We start from the raw sequence: 18,442 nt of genomic DNA on the forward strand, positions 1-18,442 counted from the left end.
CCTTGTTAAGAAACGTGTATCAATATGTTTATTTAATTTATTGAAATCCTGAGTATTTAGCATTATTTTGTATGTAAAGCAATTAAAACTTGTTCACAGGATGATATAAGTTAAAAATTATTTCTGTTATTATTAAATTGTAAAACATTAAACAAATATAAATTTACAATTTAAAATATCAGAAAATTAAAAATAATCAATAATTAACGTTTGTAATACGAAATAATTTAATCACTTCAAAAAAATTTTTTTCTTGAAAATCTCATACAATTTAATGTTTTATGTAGCTGTTTATAAGCAGCTGAGTATTGGCATCATACCATTTTAACAAGGAGGAATTAACATTTAATGGGCATTAAGAAGAAATTAATGTGTAATTTATGTAGTGTTATCTTAGCAACGAGCATACTATCTCCTGTCGGTGGGGTCAGTTATGCACAAGGTAGCAACGTAATAAAGCGAGAGGAGGGTAATATTAATGTTAACGAGATAGCCCGATCATCTATCCCACGGTTAGATTCAAATAATAAAAATTATGAAGAAACGATACATGTTGAACGAGGTGAGCAACTTACAATTTATCCTACTGCACCACCTTCTAATGAGAGATCATACGCAATAAAATCTGCTGCTGTAGAAGATGTTTATACATTCAAAGATCTTTTAACATACTCAAATGAAAGTTTAGTAGATTTGCTTGTGACAATCACAACAGAAAATATTTCTGACTTTTGGAACTATAGCGTTGACGCAGTAGAGTTTTATAGCAATAGAACTAGATTGTTAGCTTTAAGAGACGCTATTGTGGAAAGAGGTTCTCTTTATACAGCTAATGATAATGTCGGACTACCAACTTTAATCGAAGTTCTTAATAGAGGATTTTATATCGGCTTTGATAACCCTACTCCTGAATTATCTTACTTACAAGATTTATCATTTCGATATGAAATGAATGAGGCGATTTCCTCCGTTGTAACTAATCGTCATTTTGAGCTTGGCACAACAACACAGGAAGAAATACTGACGCAAATCGGTTTTTTAATGAATCATGGGACGCCAGATATAAATATTTTTAATGCTGTCTTACCTGTTATTGAAGAATTTAATTTTAGAGTAAATTCTTATATTAATGATTTATCAAAAACCGATGCGATTTATGCTCTGCTAAATGGCTTTGAATATAACCTTTATTTTAATTACTATAGTGGATCATATACTTCGGTTCAAGAAGCCCCTTGGTACGGTAGGGTAGACTCTTTTTTAAATGAAGTAGCTAAGATTTTGGAGTTTAGTCAATTTGTTGGAACGGATTCAGAGTGGCTTATTGATAATGGGATTTGGGTAATTGGTGAAGAAGGAAGATTCCATAGTAATCCTGACTTTACTTTAAATGTATTTACTGATGCGATAGCTACGTTTCCTTATTATAGTGGTTTGTATTTAGCTGTTGCGAAGAAAATAGATGATCTAGGTGGTCCTATTAATTATGAACAAATTAAAACAGCTTACGAAGATTATTATTATGGCCAACATTATATTTTTGATAATGGAGAAATCATTATTAAAGCAGGAAATCAAGTAACAACCGAAGAGGTTCAAAGAATATATTGGGCAGCAAAGGAAGAGAAAGCTCAATTTCATAGATATTATGGCGTAGATTCACCTGTAGAGGAAGGAAATCCTGATGATACACTCACAACAATTATTTACAATAATAAAGAAGAATATAAATTAAATAGATTTATTAATGGTGTTGGCACAGATAATGGTGGAATTTATATTGAAAGCTGGGGGACTTTTTTTACTTGGGATAGAGAAGTCCCGACAGATAGTATTTATGAATTAGAGGAATTGTTCCGTCACGAGTATTTTCACTATTTGCAAAGTAGATATGTTGTTCCAGGGTTATGGGGAAATACTCCTTTATATGATGGAGATCGTTTAGCATGGTTTGAAGAAGGTGGTGGGGAATTTTTTGCTGGAGCAACGAGAACTGGAGTTGAACCTAGAGCAACAAAAGTTGAAGGTATTTCAGCTAATCCAGCGGATCGTTATACACTAGATACTGTTTTACATGCATCATACAGCTTAGGCTGGGATTTTTATGACTATTCATATGCTTTCTATGATTTCATCATAAATAAGCGTATTGATATCTTTTATCGCATAAATGAACTTGTGGCAAATGAAGACGAAGTAGGTTTTGATCGTTATATGGATCAGTTATCAAGGGATGCTAATTTAGAAAATGAATATCAAAACCATTTAGCATATTTATACGATAATAAAAATCAATGGGGTGTACCGTTAGTTTCAGATGATTATGTAAGAAATCACCCGGAGAAATCACTTGCTGAAATAAACAGTGACATTTCAGCTGAAATAAACTTAAACAATGTAACACAAAACATATACACTGCTGATTTCTTTAATACGTATACTCTTTCAGGAGAATATGTTGGAGGAACTTCATATGGAGAAATGGAAGACTTTCAAAATATGAATGACATTGTTAATCAAGTCATTAATGACTTATCTAGAACTGGTCAATGGAGCGGCTATGAAACGTTAACAGCCTATTTTGTCAATCATCGAGTTAATGCAAGTGGACAATACGAGTATGATGTAGTTTTTCATGGAAAATATACTGGTAATTCTACTAACAGCAATCCAATTGCAATAATAAGTGGTAATAGTCAGTTAATTGTTGGTGAAACGGTTCAATTCTACAGCACGGACTCTTATGATTCAGACGGCTCTATCGTTAGTTTTGAGTGGGATTTTGGAGATGGTAATACGAGTGCAAGAGAAAATCCTACTCATTTGTACACTGAAGCTGGTATTTTTACTGTACAATTAACTGTTCGGGATAATGAAGGTGCAACAGATAGCATAAGTATGACTGTAAATGTAAATAATGCCGGAGGTGCAACGATAGAATCAGAACCAAATAATAGGCAAACAGAGGCAAATTTGCTTACCTTTGGTGATCTATTGTCAGGCTCCCTTGATTATACAACTTCATCAGACCATACAGATTGGTACTTTTTTGATGTAGATGCTGCAGGAGATCTTACAATTGATGTATCGATACTAGACGGTACAGACTTTAATGTGTTAGTAGAAGATGAAAGTGGCAATCGTATAGCAGAACCATTAGCAGATCCGACCTTTCATGCTGCAACTGGGCGATATTATATTGTAGTCTATACTTGGGCTGGTGAATGGGTTGATTATACACTAGCGTTAAATGCTGAACAAACTGAACCAGGTAATGGAGGGGTAGCTACTGAATCAGAACCAAATGATAGACAATCAGAAGCAAACCTTATCGTATCAGTCATGACTGGTGCTTTAGACTATGGAAGCAATGATCACACCGATTGGTATTACTTCGACGTTAATACTGAAGGTGTAGTAACAATTCATGAAACGAAAATTAGCGGTACGGACTATAATATCTTAGTGGAAGATGAAAAGGGAAATCGACTAGCAGAACCTATAGTTAACCCCACATTTAATGTATCTCCCGGAAGATATTATGTCATCGTTTATACATGGGAAGGTAATGCTGTTGATTATGAACTTGAACTGGTGAAATGATACAAAGAATACTAGTAGGTAAGAAAACCTTGCCTACTAGTATTTTTTTTAACGAGATAAGAACCAAATAATGGTATACTTAATAACGTGTATTCTCCTATGTTATGAAGTTAATGAAATTGTTTGGCGTTGTATATTAATCTTTTTAATGCCTACTTGATTTAAAATGAAGTTTAAGGAGGAAGAAAAATGGATAAAGCAATGCTGTTAAATTTGCGTCAAAATGATTATGAAAGTAGATTAATTTCTACTGGGAATAATTATCCAGACATTGATATATCCAAAGATCAACTGAATGAACTTTGTGTGTTATTACATGCGAGAGTTTCGATGGAGGAGATCGTGACTTTGCTATCAATATCAGAAGTTGACTTCATGCGAAAAATTGATAAATTACGTCTAGAAGGGCTAGTTAAGTATGTGAATAACTATTTTCTACCAACTTTCCCTATCGTTTCAGAAGATGACGGAAGAGAGTTATATCAGTTAAGTAGGAAAATCGGTCAGGACATTGTTAAATTGATACGTGGAAAAATGTACGAAACTAAAAAAGAAACCTTTAACATTCCAGCATTTCAAAAGTTTACCTTTGAAGAACTTTCCCTGTTTATGTTAAGTGATGTTCTTCTCGATAATTTTCAAATACAAAATGTTGAAAAACTATATTTAAAATCGGAGAAACTAAATAGAAATAACAAACATTATTATTATGCATTATTAGCAAAGAATCCAAATTCATCTTTAGAACCATTTGGTATTTATGGTAATGATTTTAGACAAATGGGGAAATATACTTACTGTATGTATGGCAATTCACGGTATAACAAAGATCAGTTTATAACTTTGTCAACGGAACAAGTAGAAAATCATTTTAATTATTCCTCTATTAATATAGCACAAAGTAAAGAGTTGATATTAGATAGGATTGTAGAGCACTACGATGGAGAAGCAACACTTCCAAAGCAAATTCAGATGGGGTTAGAAAAATTACATTTGTTAAATAATGAAAAACTAATGCTACCAATTTTATGTGAGAACGAATATGGAGCGTTATATGATATTGCAGGTGTCATTCGAGACGACTTAATTTACATATTATTATCCTATCATAATGACCTTTTTAACTATTTTTCTCAATCTCTATATGCAGAGGAAACAACATATGCAGAATTTTTTCTTTGGTACTACCACTTCTTATATTCTTTTGTAACGGAAGAGCTCATCAAATCTAGAAAAATTATTTTGCCTAAGGGACAAGTTTTTAATTATATGATCCGATAATTCAACACAAAACATAAATTAGTTTGAAGTAAAGGACATTGTATATGTTATAAAGAATAGTTTCGCATCTATTGTTGTTGGGGTTTCCATAGAAAGAATTATACGTGAATATAACTACCGTTCGAGGCATTTATATTTAGGCTATAAAAGTTAAATAATTGACATCCGTTTTCTCAAGTGCAAGTAAAAAAACAACATAGTTTACGAAAAGAGCCACTTAAAAATATCTTTTGAGAAAATGATTTGAAGTCAATATTTATAGTATTAAACATTTAAGGAGTACTAGTTACTCTTTTTTATTGTGTCATTCATATTCTAAGCATGCTAATTAATATTTTTTCATTCAAGATTCTTTAAAGATGAAAGTTGGCTGATGTTTATATTCTTTTAAATGTCAGGCATGTATATATTTTTATACATAACAATGTATAAAAATATACACAGCATATTTAACATCTTTCATATACGTATTTAAATATCATACATAAGTCTCATTGGAAATAATGACATTTTATTTCCTTTTTTTTATGTAGTTCAAATGTAGTAAATATTAGTTGTTACTTTAGTTTTGGTATATCAATTGCAATTTATATTAACATGGCTAACAATCAGCGGTATTGTTGTCTAAATATTAAGAAAGAGGTGTGTTCGGTTTTATATTTTTTCCTTGAAGGGAGGGGCTACGACGTAATTTATTAGATTAATTCCAGGAAAATTTGTAGGAATTGATTACGGTATGTTTAAGCTTATTAAGTCAATATTTCAAGATATAAAAGACAGAAAATTACGAAAATATAATATCTATAAAAAGAGGAGGAATTATGTTGTCAACAAAACGAAAAGTCATGTACAAAATTACAAGCATTATCCTCGTATTATCTGTTATCTTATCGACAGGCTCTCTTACTCAAGCCAACTCAATTAACAATGATTATGCTACTATTGTCAAAGGAAGAGAGGAAATAAAAAAGCCGTTACAACATGCACCTGGATATAGTGATTTGACAATTTCAGACGTGAGTAGCGTGAATGAACGATATGATGTTCATAATACGGTTCGATCAAAAAAAGCTAATAACAGTGAAAACAATGTAATAACAGCAACTAGCACAGTTACAAATTTCGCTTATTTAAATAATTTGTCATATGACAGTTTAATAGACTACCTAATATATGATCTTAATAGCGTTGACGATATAGAGGATTTTTGGACGTTTAGCTCAGATGCTGTTAACTTTTATGTTGATGAAAGCCGTCATCAAGCATTATTAGACGCAATCGTACAACAAGCTCCTCAGTGGAGCGAAACAGATGATGTAGGTTTAATCAATCTTATAGAGATGGCGAACAGACCTTTTTATAAATCAGATGAACATAGTGAATTACGCTTTTACGATGACTTGGAGTACCGAGAGAAAGTAAATCCAGCGATCAATGCAGTGTTAGACAATCGTAATGTTGGCTTTAGTGACGCGCCTGAAGGCAACTACTTGATCACTCAATTAAGCTGGTTTTTAAATCATGCGGTTACAGATAGTGATATGTACTATAAATTTGGTGATGTTGTTCGGGAGTTTACTACTAATTTGACATTGTATGCTGAATATGATGAAGCGATTGATGCTTATATAGAATTTATTTATTCACTTGATTGGCAAACAAAATATAACTTCGGAACAACAGGTTGGGAGTTTAACGCTGGGTTAGATTATTTAATAGAACAAATAACTCGTTTTATTTATGAGATGGAAGAAGATTACCGCTTAGTATGGGCATTAGACAACACAATGTGGCTGATCCTTCATTTTAACGTAGGTGGATATCATTCTAATGAGTATTATGGCTATGAAGCTATTACAGAAGCTCTTGATACAGTATACAATAGATGGGGTGCAAGGGAATATTTAGCACTTTATCATATTTACTGGCAATATAACGGCGTAGATGCAAATGGAACAACTGTAGCAAGAGTGGCACCTTATGATTCATTTGTTGATCGATATTTCGGTAATGAATATGTGTTCGAAGATGGTGAGTTTACAATTTGGGCAGGAGATGACGTACCGGAGGACAAAATAAAAAGAATGTATTGGGCAGCAAGAGAAGTAAAGTCACAGTTTCATAGGTTTTCTGGAACCGATTATCCAGCTGACGGACCAGGGAATCCTGATGACAACTTATTATCAATTGTGTATAACAGTAAATTTGAATACCAACTTATGAATGGCTTATTAAATTATGATTATAGTGTTGAAAATGGTGGTAGATATATAGAAAGTGCAGGATTATTCTACACATGGGATAGGAGTGTTGCAGCAGGAGATAGTAGGTTTGAATTAGAAGAGTTGTTTCGACATGAATACACACATTACTTAATGAGTAGATTTCTAATACCAGGATTTTATGCTGACACTCCTTTGTACGATGACAATAACAATTTACCTTGGTTCGGCGAAGGCGGTGCCGAATTTTTCGCTGGTTCTACTAGAACTGGTGTTGACGGTAGAAATGTGATGGTTGAGGAAATAGGAGACCCATCCTCTCGGTTTACAGTTGAACAAGTGTTAAATGCGACTTATGATTTATATGGTTTTGATTATTATGATTATGCTTACAGCTTCTATGATTTTATGGTCAACGGTAACGGTGGAGACTATTTATATATTTTAAATGACTTAAATGAAATTGTAGCTAACGAAGATTTTGAAAGAGCTTCAACTCTTTATAAGCAATATGTAGATGATCTTTCTCAAGATCATATAGTCGAGACAGCATACCAGCAGCATATGAATGAGATGTGGGAAAATTACACGAATGGAGAGTACCGCACTGTTTTAGTAGGTGATGAGTATTTATACGAGCATCCAGAAAGGTCTATAAGTCAAATTCAGAATGATATTACTAGTTTGATGAATTTAGATCATGCTGATGTGACAACAAAATCATCAGCATTCTTTGAAACTTTTACACTCGAAGGAACATACATTAGTGAAAGCTCATCTCGTGGTGAAGCCGTTGATATTGCTGAGATGGATGATGTTACGAATACAGTGTTAAATGAACTAGATAATAGTGGCGTTTGGAGTGGTTATAAAACTGTTACTGCTTATTTTGTAAATCATCGAGTCAATTCAAATGGACAATTCGAGTTTGACGTAGTCTTTCATGGAATTTATGCAGGCGAAACGAATAACAGTGTACCAATTGCAGTGATTAATGCACCTGCTAGTGTTGTAGTTAATGAATCGACTTTATTCAAAGGTGATGGTTCATATGATGAAGACGGCTCTATCGTGAAATATGAATGGGATTTTGGAGATGGAAACATAAGCTCAGAGGAAAACCCGCTTCATATTTATGAAGAAGTCGGCTCATTTGTCGTAACATTATCGGTAACAGATAATGAAGGAGCTACTGGTTATATCACTGAGACGGTAGTTGTGGAAGGATCTGGTGAAGAAGGCACTGAATCGGAACCAAACAACCGAAAATCTGCAGCAAATAACATACAAGTTGAAGGTGAAATTAGTGGCTCTTTAGATTATGCAACGGGAGATCATACAGACTGGTTTTACTTTGATGTGGATGGAGCAGGCAATATCGTTGTAGATGTAACAATAGCAGGTGGAGATATTAATGTAATAGTAGAAGATGAAAATGGTAATCGCATAGGCGAGCCGTTAAGAAATAATACAATGACGCTATCCACAGGAAGATATTATGTAATCGCTTATACATGGTCTGGAGAATCTGCTAATTATACTATGTCAGTTTCTTACGACAATGCTAGTACAAATATTTCTCCGGTAGCTATCATAAACGCACCAAGTAGTGTAGTTGTAAATGAAACAGTTGCGTTCAATAGTACTGATTCATATGATGAAGATGGATGGATAACTTCTTACGAGTGGGATTTTGGTGACGGTCATACGAGTTCAATTGCAAATCCAACACATGTTTATGAAGAAGTAGGTTCGTTTGATGTGCAATTAACTGTTACCGATGATTTTGGAGAAACAAGTGTGACAATAGTTAGTATCAATGTTAATGATGACGTACAAATAACCGAAACTGAGCCTAACAATCGAAAATCAAATGCGAACTTAATTGAAGAAAGTATTGTTGGTTCTCTTGATTATGAAGCAGGAGATCACACTGATTGGTACTATTTTGATATGGTGAATGATGGAGAAGTGACAATTGACCTTAATCAAGCAGGTGGAAATTATAATGTTGTAGTTGAGGATGAGAATGGTGAAGTTGTAGCAGAGCCAATTCGTAATAATGTTTTTTACCTCCCAATGGGTACTTACTACATTATAGCTTATACATGGTCTGGGGAAGAAATAGTAGATTATTCGATTCAAATCACAAAGTAGATCTGTCACCTTAACTTTCCAAACCGACAAAGGAAAACGTATTTTCGTTTAATAAAGTGGAAAAAGACCAAATCTACTCGATGATTTGGTCTTTTTCATACTCTGTGGTGAAAAGAGGTTAGTTAAATTTAAGTTCCATTTTTCTACTCTTTGTAGTCATTCCGATAGACCTATAAAACTCAATGGCAGATGTATTTTTCTCGGACACTCCCAATTCGATACTATCAACTGTGAGACTCTTACCGAAAACAAAAACATGTTTAGTTAGCTTTTTCCCGATGCCTTTCTTCCTATGCGTTTCAGCAACTGAAAAACTGTTTATATATAATACTTTTCTCGCTCTAACAAAAGAATTTTCGGCTGTTTCTTCTTCCTTCGTCACTATAACACCGACTATATCCTTGCCAACGGTAGCCACAAAAATATGTTGTTTACCATTATTCAATTGACGTTCAAAGAATTCTTGCTCGACTGGATTCGGATTGTCTATGTATAAATCTGGTCTTGCACGTACTGGAGGTTGTGAACTTGCTTAAATAAAGGCAACAATAACTCGTAGTCGTTCATCTCTGCTTTTCGAATAGATATATCCATATTTTTTTCTTCCCCCTTAAAGATAACGGCTTTTACCATTTCTCAATGTTGCCCTGAAATACTCTCTATTTAGTCCTTTAGTTGAGAAAAAACTTTCTTTATATATTAACATATAAATTTCACAAATCTTTTTCATTACGGCTTTTTTCGTAAACATTGTTGCTATTGTTATCAAATTAGTACTATAAATAGTGATTTAAAGGTATTAGTCATCGTTGTACAAAAGAAAACATGCCACGAACGCTAGGTGTATCAGTGCTTATATATTAGTACGTAGAACGACAGTCAATACGACAACAACTTTCCTTATCATTTCAAATTCACAATATTTCACAAAAAAGGCTAAAAAATACAAGCATAACTTAAAACTACCCTAATTAATGATTTAATCACCCCGCTTTTATAGGTAGATCTTTCAATTAGTTGGAATAGAGTCACCACCTGATAAGTCAGAAGCTGATCTTTCGTTCAATGAATGAAGCAGTCCCACTATGGAAGCTATAAGCATTATTCTTTTCAAAATCCCTCTTTTCGCTTTATGATTAATAAGTGTACGTAAATTTCATCTATTCGAAATAGTAAGTCGTTCATGCGAATAGTAATATTAATACATTTAATATTGATTGATGAAGGCTGTTTTCGCATTTCTTGATTTTCGTACTAATAAATAAAATATGTATATATGAAGTGTTCGTAGAATCTTTTCTCTTTTTAAAATAAAGTCAATTGGATAAATGTATATACTGCTGTTATAAATTATCTCAATTTCAACAAATTTTACGAAAAGAACCTTGATGGAAAATGATTTTTTTGGTTTCTATTAGTAATTTAATAAATGAAGGTGGGTTTAAATGACTTCAATTTCTGTTCCTGCTAGCAAACAGGCGCACAATGAACAGATTCAAGAAAACAAAATTGTCCTTATATGGAGTTTTACTGTATGGCTTGTTGTTATGAATACAACGATGTTTAATGTAGCATTGCCGAGTGTGCTACAAGATTTATCTTTATCTTCTTCGTCAGCGTCATGGATTGTTTCTGCATATTCAGTGTCTTTTGCTATTGCAACGTTAACATTTAGTCGACTATCTGACTATATTCCAATTTCAAGGCTGTTACTTATAGGCTTGACAATCTTAGGTGTTGCATCCGTGTTAGGGTTTCTTTCTCAAAGCTTTTTAGTATTGCTTGTTGCACGAATATTTCAAGCTGCTGGAGCGGGGGCGGTTCCAGGACTTGCTATGGTACTTGCAAGTCGTTACATTCCACTTTCTAGAAGAGGGAAGGCGATGGCACTTATTTCATCGGCTGCTTCACTAGGTTTTGGGTTAGGTCCTGTAATTGGTGGAGCAATTACGCAATATTTGGGCTGGAATTATCTTTTTGCTGTAACAGGTCTCGTATTACTGTTTATTCCAATTTTTTTGAAGCTATTACCTCATGAGGAAGTGAAGAAGGTAAAGTTTGATACGATTGGTGGAATTCTTACTGCTTTATGTGTAACTGGATTGTTGTTGTTTCTTTCAACTTTTTCGTATGTCATTTTAATAACTACAATTATGTTAATTTTTATTATGTGGAGACATATAGGAAAAATTGAACTTCCATTTATTCAACCGGCACTACTTAAAAATAAACAGTATTTAAAGCTATTATTCATTGCTTTTTCTGCATTTATAATACACTTTGCCTCCTTATTCTTATTACCACTTATTTTAGCAAATGTGTATAATATGGAACCTGCTGCAATTGGGATGATTATTTTTCCTGGTGCGATTTTATCTGCAGTAGCTGCACAGTTTATTGGAAGATTAATAGATAAATTCGGCAATATACCTTTAATCATTTTCGGACAAACGTTTCTTATGATTGCGACTGTTTTATTTGCAATGCTAGCTAGTATATCTCCATACTTCATCCTTGTCACATATATGTTCATGAGTGTTGGTTTTTCTGCACTTACTTCAAGTGTTTCTAATGAATTAACGAGGATTTTACCTAGTTCTGAAATAGGATCTGGTATGGGAATGGCACAATTGACACAATTCATTGGAGGCGCTTTTGGTGTAACATTAACAGGGATATTATTGACGATGCAACAACAAAAAGGATTAGTAGCAGAGATAAGTTATAGGAATATATTTATCTTTTTATCGGTGTTGCTTCTTTTGGCAATTGTCATGTTTGGGCTGTACGTACGACATAAAATTCAAAATGAACAAGGAGCTTAATTTTTACTAAGCGAAACTTTTTTTGACACCTATTAATTGTAAAGTTTAAGGAAAAAAGGTTGCTCTAGACCCACACGATGTATAGTTGTTATGATGTTACGTAAGATAAGTGGAGGGGTAAATTATGGAGCAACAAAAATATCAAGAATTAAAAATTGGTGAACGTGGAGCAGTGATAAGTATCATTGCCTATATCTGCTTATCAGCATTGAAGTTATTTATAGGAAACACTGCAAATTCTCAAGCGTTAATCGCAGACGGACTAAATAATGCAACGGATATCATTGCTTCTGTTGCAGTTTTAATAGGTTTAAAATTGTCTCAAAAACCACCTGATAAAAATCATCCATACGGCCATTGGAAAGCAGAAACAGTAGCTTCATTAGTGGCTTCGTTTATTATGATGTTTGTAGGTATCCAAGTTTTATATGACGCTGTTATCTCTGTTGTAAGCGGCAAACATCAATCCCCTGACATGATTTCTGCATGGACTGGAATCTTTAGTGCGGTAGTCATGTATTTTGTATACATATACAATAGAAATTTAGGGAAGAAAATTAAGAGTCAAGCAGTGCTCGCTGCTGCTAAAGATAATTTATCCGATGCATGGGTAAGCATAGGTACAGCTGTGGGTATAGTCGGTTCTCAGCTTAATTTGCCGTGGCTAGATCCTCTCACTGCAATTATAGTTGCAATTCTTATTTGCAGAACAGCTTGGGGGATTTTTCAAGATGCATCGCTACATTTAACAGACGGTTTTGATGAAGAGCTAATAAGCTGTTACAAAGAAACAGTTCTTAGTTTATATGGCGTAAAAGGGGTAAAAGAGATTAGAGGAAGGAGGTATGGGAATAACGCTGTAGTAGACATTGTTATTCTTGTTAACTCTAATCTAAATATACGTGAAGCACATGATATATCAACGATGGTTGAAAATGTCTTAAGAAAGGAACATGAGGTATATGATATCCATGTTCATGTCGAGCCTAATTAACGGTTTAAACGGAAAAAAGCAATTTACGGATTCAAAAAGCCTTCAGTTACAATATCTATTAACACCGTCTTTCGGCAATTTTCCCGTTATATAAGTAGCTCTGTCAATAGCAAATATTCATTCATTTTAATGTGTTAAGGTCATTTATGTCCATGTATAGCAAATGGGGAACAACGAATAATAAAATGACTAACATAATTAGGTGGGATGGTTTTGAAACATACTGTTATTTGTGCATTGATAATTGTTACTTCCTTGTTAACAACACATAATGTAAATGGAGAAGCTGAGAAGATTAAGTCAGCCATTATTATTGATGATTTTGGCGGGGGAGATGGTGGAGTGATGGAATTTTTGAAAGGTGATATTCCAATCACTGTTGCTGTTATGCCATTTGCTGACAACTCCATAGAGCACGCGATGTTGGCACATCAACAAGGTTTTGAAATCATGGTACATTTGCCTATGCAACCAAAAAAAGGAAAAAAATCTTGGTTAGGTCCAAAGCCCATAACAATTGATCTACCTCCATCTGAAGTGAAAAAGAGAGTAACTGAAGCAATAGAAAGTGTACCTTATGCAAAAGGTTTAAACAATCATATGGGTTCTCTCGTCGTTGAAAATGAAGATATTGTCAGAGCAATTGTTGAAGTAGTTAAACAAAAAAACATGTATATTGTTGATAGTGTTACAAGCCCGAACTCAAAGTTTCCCGAAATTGCAGAGGAGCTAGGTGTTCCACTACTAGAAAGAGATATATTTCTAGATGATATTTCCTCTGTGTCTCATGTGACGAACCAAATGTTAAAATTAGCAGAAGTTGCAGAAGAGCACGGGGTAGGAATCGCAATAGGACATGTTGGTGAGACAGGTAAAGTTTGTTATACTGGAATTTCACAATCAATGAAGCAATTTAAGGAACGAAACATTGAAATAGTTCCAGTATCTGACCTGATTGATGATAAGTATTTTGAATTTGAATAAGGTAATTTCACATAGCGTGTAGTTTTTACTTGGCGTCTATTATTTTTAACACTAGGAATAAAATTAACTTGTTTAACCATTCTGTTTGTAAGATTATTATAAAGGGTTTAAAAAAACATATACAACGAAACACAAGGTAAGAACGTTGGAATATGATTTATGGTAAAATGAATGATAGGATTTAACTATTTTTATCTATTGTTTAGCTACAGCTCAACAAAATTTTTCGGTCAATTGATTAATAATAGTTGGATCAAGGGTATTATAAAGGGAGAGGAATTAATGAATATTATTAGTCATTCAGTTGAAAAGCTAAAAGACCCTACAGGGATCTTAGTTGGAGATAGATACGAATTTCTTTTACATATTGAAGTACCAGAAGATGATGACTTATTTAGTCCTGAAGGTTTATACATAAAAGTCATCTTTGCAGTTCATGAAGATGATTATAAAGTTGCGCAATATCAAATCTTTGAAAAAAATACAAATAAATATTATGATTGGGCTTTAGACGCAGAGGAAGAAATCCAAGTATTTAACTATTGTAAACAAAACTTTGAATAAATATAGGGTTTAAGAAGGGCGATATCTCACTAGGGGTACTGTCCTTTCATCGTTTTAGGATGATATTCATATCGTTCGTACCTAGGGTAGACCGCATAGAACTAATTACAAAACGTAACACGTATAAGAAAGCAGGTATAGCAAATGCAAAATTTTTTGTCATTAAACCTTTCAAATATATTAATCAATACATTAAAAAATGAAGGGATTTTTCAACCTACACCGATTCAGGAGAGAGCAATTCCAATCATACTCGAAAATAAAGATGTCATCGCTCAAGCACAAACTGGGACTGGTAAAACAATTGCCTTCATGTTACCGATTTTAGAAAAGATTGATTCGAGCAAAGGACACATTCAAGCACTTATTGTAACTCCAACACGAGAGTTAGCCTTACAAATAACAGCTGAATTAGATAAATTTATTGCGGATGTAGAAGGTGTTCATGCTTTAGCTGTTTATGGTGGACAAGAGGTAGATAAACAGCTTAAAAAATTAAAACAAAACACTCAAATCGTCGTCGGAACTCCTGGTCGCCTTTTAGATCATATTAAAAGAAAGACGATTGATTTATCTACAATTGATATTCTCGTACTTGATGAGGCCGACCAGATGCTGAATATAGGATTTTTAACAGAAGTAGAAGAAATAATTAAAGAGACTCCTGATAAACGTCAAACATTATTGTTTTCTGCTACAATACCTACAGAAATAAAAAAATTAGCATCAAAATATATGCATGACCCTACATATATTCAAGTTGAAAAAATTCAAGGGCCAGCAGATAATGTTAAACAAATAGCAATACACACAATTGATCGTGCTAAACAAGCTACACTCTTCCATTTAATTGATACTAGGCGTCCATATTTAGCAGTTATATTTTGTAGAACCAAGAGAAGGGTTAGTAAGTTGTACGCCATATTGAAATCAAAAGGATATTTATGTGATGAACTACATGGAGATTTATCACAAGCAAAAAGAGAACAAGTGATGAAGCGTTTTAGAGATGTACAGCTTCAATTGCTTATTGCAACAGATGTGGCAGCAAGAGGGCTTGATGTTGAAGGAGTTACTCATGTTTTTAACTATGATATACCACAAGATGCCGAAAGCTATGTTCACAGAATTGGGAGAACTGGTAGAGCAGGTATGTCAGGAGAGGCTATTACCTTTTATTCTTCTAATGATCGACCTGTCCTTGATATGATTGAAAAAGATCTAAACATCAAGATAGAAAAACAAAACGTAGGTAAAATAACAAAGAACGACGACAAGGGTAAGAAAAAAAATAATCATTCAAAGAGAACTAATAAGAATCAATCATCTCGTCAAGATAGTAAGGACGGATCCAAGTCTAGATCAACAACTAAGTCTAATAAGCAAAGTTCAAAGTCGAGACAATCACATAAAACTCATAACGATGAGTCTAGATCCACATATAAAGGTAGTAGGAATAGCTCTAAAACTAATTCGAATAAAAAATTACATCGGAAGAATACCAAAAACAGAACTACTCAAAAAGGGAGAAGGAAATAAGTTATGTTAAGCAAAGCTACTTCAAAAGAGATCATGAGCGTAGGTTAAACTACTGTGGTGAGACGCTACTACATTGAAAAGATAGTGCTTTCCATAAAGGTGAAAACCCAAACAAAATAAGTTCAACAGTGGTGAGGAATAGTATATGAAATTGGTTTCTTGGAATGTTAACGGAATAAGAGCATGTGTGAAGAAAGGATTTTTAGATTATTTTAATGAGATTGATGCAGATATTTTTTGCATTCAAGAGTCAAAATTACAGCACGGTCAAATTGACTTAGAATTAGCAGGATATTTTCAATATTGGAACTACGCTTTGAAAAAAGGTTATTCTGGTACAGCGATATTTACAAAAACAAAGCCACTATCTGTCTCATATGGGGTGGGAGATAATGAAAGTGAGCCTGAAGGTAGAATTATTACTTTAGAGTTTGAAAAATTTTATTTAGTTAATGTTTATACACCTAATGCTAAAAGAGATTTAGCAAGACTTGATTATCGTTTGCAATGGGAAGAAAATATGAGAACTTATCTTTTGGAATTAGATGACATTAAACCTGTAATTTTATGTGGAGACCTTAATGTAGCTCATAAAGAAATTGATTTGAAGAACCCAAAGTCAAATAGAGGCAACTCTGGATTCACAGATGAAGAACGTGAAAAGATGACATATTTGCTTGATGCTGGCTTTGTTGATTCTTATAGATTCCTTTACCCTAATAAAGAAGGAGCTTATTCTTGGTGGTCATATATGAACAAAGTAAGAGAAAGAAACATTGGATGGAGAATAGATTATTTTATCGTATCTAATAGAATTAAAACTAATATACTAGATTCAGAGATTCATTCACAAATACTCGGAAGTGACCATTGCCCTGTTTTACTAGAAATGGATATGTAACAGTTTAGTTGAAAATAGTTGTATGAAGTCATTTTTTATTATAAATTAACTAAGTAATGTATTAGATCATTTTGGAAATACTGTTTACAAGTAAATTATATTGAAGGTGGACGAACTTATGGTATATTTTCTCTTTTTCATTGCTGCATGTTTTACTATCTTTCTAGCTGTCCAGTTGTCAAAACATGCTGATATTATTGGAGAAAAATCAACTTTAAATGGAGCAGTATTAGGGTTAATGCTTGGTGGAGCAACATCGTTACCTGAAATCACAACGAGTGTGACTTCTATTTTTATTGAAAATCCAGATATTGCAACTGGAAATGTACTAGGTAGCAATTTATTTAATTTGTTAATATTAGCTCTCGTTGATCTCTGGTTTCGAAATAAACAGATTTTTAATTACTCTAGCAAAGAAAATGGTTATACAAATGTGCTTGTAATGATTCTTTCAAGTATTATTTTTATATCACTTTACATAAGAGTCCCAAATCATTTCTTTTCTATTGGAATAGATACGATTGTGTTAATTAGTATTTATATATTGGGCATCGTACTATTGTCAAAGGTTAAAAAACCACAGGTAGAAGTGGAAGTTCAAGGAGAATCAACTAAATATGCACATGAATCTTTAAAAAAATCTGTTCGAACTTTCGTATTGACTGCTTTTCTTATTCTGCTTTTTGGTACCCTGTTAACTATTACAGCAGACCAAATAGCTACACTAACTGGCATTGAGGCTTCCTTTATAGGGTCATTTTTAGTAGCAGCAAGCACAAGTTTACCAGAAGCAGTGTCTATTGTCGTTGCGGTGCGGCTTGCAAACTATGGCCTTGCGATTGGTTCAATACTAGGTAGTAACATCTTTAACATACTCATTTTAGTGTTTACTGATGTTATGTTTAGAAGCGGTAGTCTGTTGTTCTATTCTAGTCCGAGCCATATATATACCGTATTAGGAACGCTCATCCTTTCAATCATCACATATTATGCAATATTAAGAGAACGTTCTATAAATAAAGTTACATACGTATTGCCAAGTTTATTCGTCGTTATATGCTATTTTATCACTAGTTATGTTATTTTTAGTAAATTGTAATAGGCTCACTTTGTAGCTATTGTTTTAACATTAATAAAAGAATATAGGTTTTTGACAATACCTCTTTTTCCGTTAGATACATACACCTAGAAGAAACTTAAAAAGAAGGTTAAACTTAACCAAGACAATTAAGCTAATAAACAACTGTAAAAAAACAAGCCTTCAAAATTAAACAGATGAAGGCTTGTTGTCATTGTCAAGCTCTTTTCGTAAACTATGGTGATTTTAATACAAAAAAAGAATCTTAAGTATCGAAATAAAATGCCACGAACG

The 18,442-nt window shown here is 33.4% G+C and carries 11 protein-coding genes; 10 read left to right on the forward strand and 1 reads right to left on the reverse strand.

The window, feature by feature from the left end; translation table 11 throughout:
- Positions 1-348 precede the first annotated feature (348 nt).
- The 3 genes from ACSVDA_RS00320 to ACSVDA_RS00330 all read left to right on the forward strand — a co-directional run bounded on the left by ACSVDA_RS00320 (position 349) and on the right by ACSVDA_RS00330 (position 9,263).
- Positions 349-3,603 carry a collagenase gene (locus ACSVDA_RS00320; protein ID WP_485879842.1) on the forward strand — a complete coding sequence of 1,085 codons (3,255 nt, stop codon included), beginning with the start codon at positions 349-351 and terminating at the stop codon, positions 3,601-3,603.
- A gap of 189 nt (positions 3,604-3,792) precedes the next feature.
- A complete protein-coding gene (locus ACSVDA_RS00325) occupies positions 3,793-4,884 on the forward strand; it encodes a hypothetical protein (protein ID WP_485879844.1) in 1,092 nt (363 codons plus the stop codon).
- A gap of 824 nt (positions 4,885-5,708) precedes the next feature.
- On the forward strand, positions 5,709-9,263 hold the full coding sequence (locus tag ACSVDA_RS00330; RefSeq protein WP_485879846.1) for a PKD domain-containing protein: 3,555 nt from the start codon (positions 5,709-5,711) through the stop codon (positions 9,261-9,263).
- A gap of 118 nt (positions 9,264-9,381) precedes the next feature.
- Here ACSVDA_RS00330 and ACSVDA_RS00335 read toward each other — a convergent pair whose 3' ends face one another.
- Positions 9,382-9,708: a GNAT family N-acetyltransferase gene (locus ACSVDA_RS00335; RefSeq protein ID WP_485879848.1), complete on the reverse strand. Its 327-nt coding sequence runs from the start codon at positions 9,706-9,708 to the stop codon at positions 9,382-9,384.
- 1,000 nt (positions 9,709-10,708) lie between these two features.
- Here ACSVDA_RS00335 and ACSVDA_RS00340 point away from each other — a divergent pair.
- The 7 genes from ACSVDA_RS00340 to ACSVDA_RS00370 all read left to right on the forward strand — a co-directional run bounded on the left by ACSVDA_RS00340 (position 10,709) and on the right by ACSVDA_RS00370 (position 18,169).
- The gene (locus tag ACSVDA_RS00340; RefSeq protein WP_485879850.1) at positions 10,709-12,088 is read left to right on the forward strand and encodes an MFS transporter; all 1,380 of its coding nucleotides are present in this window, start codon (positions 10,709-10,711) and stop codon (positions 12,086-12,088) included.
- 124 nt (positions 12,089-12,212) lie between these two features.
- Positions 12,213-13,082 (forward strand): cation diffusion facilitator family transporter, encoded by an 870-nt coding sequence (locus tag ACSVDA_RS00345; protein ID WP_485879852.1) that lies wholly within the window; start codon positions 12,213-12,215, stop codon positions 13,080-13,082.
- Between the two features lie 213 nt (positions 13,083-13,295).
- Positions 13,296-14,066 carry a divergent polysaccharide deacetylase family protein gene (locus ACSVDA_RS00350; RefSeq protein ID WP_485879854.1) on the forward strand — a complete coding sequence of 257 codons (771 nt, stop codon included), beginning with the start codon at positions 13,296-13,298 and terminating at the stop codon, positions 14,064-14,066.
- Between the two features lie 282 nt (positions 14,067-14,348).
- Entirely contained in the window at positions 14,349-14,630 is a 282-nt protein-coding gene (locus ACSVDA_RS00355; RefSeq protein WP_485879856.1) for a DUF6509 family protein, read from the forward strand.
- Between the two features lie 144 nt (positions 14,631-14,774).
- Positions 14,775-16,169, forward strand: coding sequence for a DEAD/DEAH box helicase (locus ACSVDA_RS00360; RefSeq protein ID WP_485879858.1), 1,395 nt, complete (start codon positions 14,775-14,777; stop codon positions 16,167-16,169).
- A 145-nt stretch (positions 16,170-16,314) separates the two neighbouring features.
- Positions 16,315-17,070, forward strand: coding sequence for an exodeoxyribonuclease III (locus ACSVDA_RS00365; RefSeq protein WP_485879860.1), 756 nt, complete (start codon positions 16,315-16,317; stop codon positions 17,068-17,070).
- Between the two features lie 118 nt (positions 17,071-17,188).
- Positions 17,189-18,169 carry a sodium:calcium antiporter gene (locus tag ACSVDA_RS00370; RefSeq protein WP_485879862.1) on the forward strand — a complete coding sequence of 327 codons (981 nt, stop codon included), beginning with the start codon at positions 17,189-17,191 and terminating at the stop codon, positions 18,167-18,169.
- Positions 18,170-18,442: the final 273 nt, after the last annotated feature.

Origin of the sequence: Cytobacillus sp. Hm23 (assembly GCF_051842895.1) — a bacterium.
Taxonomy (GTDB): domain Bacteria; phylum Bacillota; class Bacilli; order Bacillales; family SM2101; genus Nanhaiella.

Bases quoted from the DNA above. Each gene is read 5' to 3' on its own strand.
- ACSVDA_RS00370 (WP_485879862.1), top strand. From the start codon at position 17,189: ATGGTATATTTTCTCTTTTTCATTGCTGCATGTTTTACTATCTTTCTA.
- ACSVDA_RS00355 (WP_485879856.1), top strand. From the start codon at position 14,349: ATGAATATTATTAGTCATTCAGTTGAAAAGCTAAAAGACCCTACAGGG.
- ACSVDA_RS00360 (WP_485879858.1), top strand. From the start codon at position 14,775: ATGCAAAATTTTTTGTCATTAAACCTTTCAAATATATTAATCAATACA.
- ACSVDA_RS00365 (WP_485879860.1), top strand. From the start codon at position 16,315: ATGAAATTGGTTTCTTGGAATGTTAACGGAATAAGAGCATGTGTGAAG.
- ACSVDA_RS00340 (WP_485879850.1), top strand. From the start codon at position 10,709: ATGACTTCAATTTCTGTTCCTGCTAGCAAACAGGCGCACAATGAACAG.
- ACSVDA_RS00345 (WP_485879852.1), top strand. From the start codon at position 12,213: ATGGAGCAACAAAAATATCAAGAATTAAAAATTGGTGAACGTGGAGCA.
- ACSVDA_RS00325 (WP_485879844.1), top strand. From the start codon at position 3,793: ATGGATAAAGCAATGCTGTTAAATTTGCGTCAAAATGATTATGAAAGT.
- ACSVDA_RS00320 (WP_485879842.1), top strand. From the start codon at position 349: ATGGGCATTAAGAAGAAATTAATGTGTAATTTATGTAGTGTTATCTTA.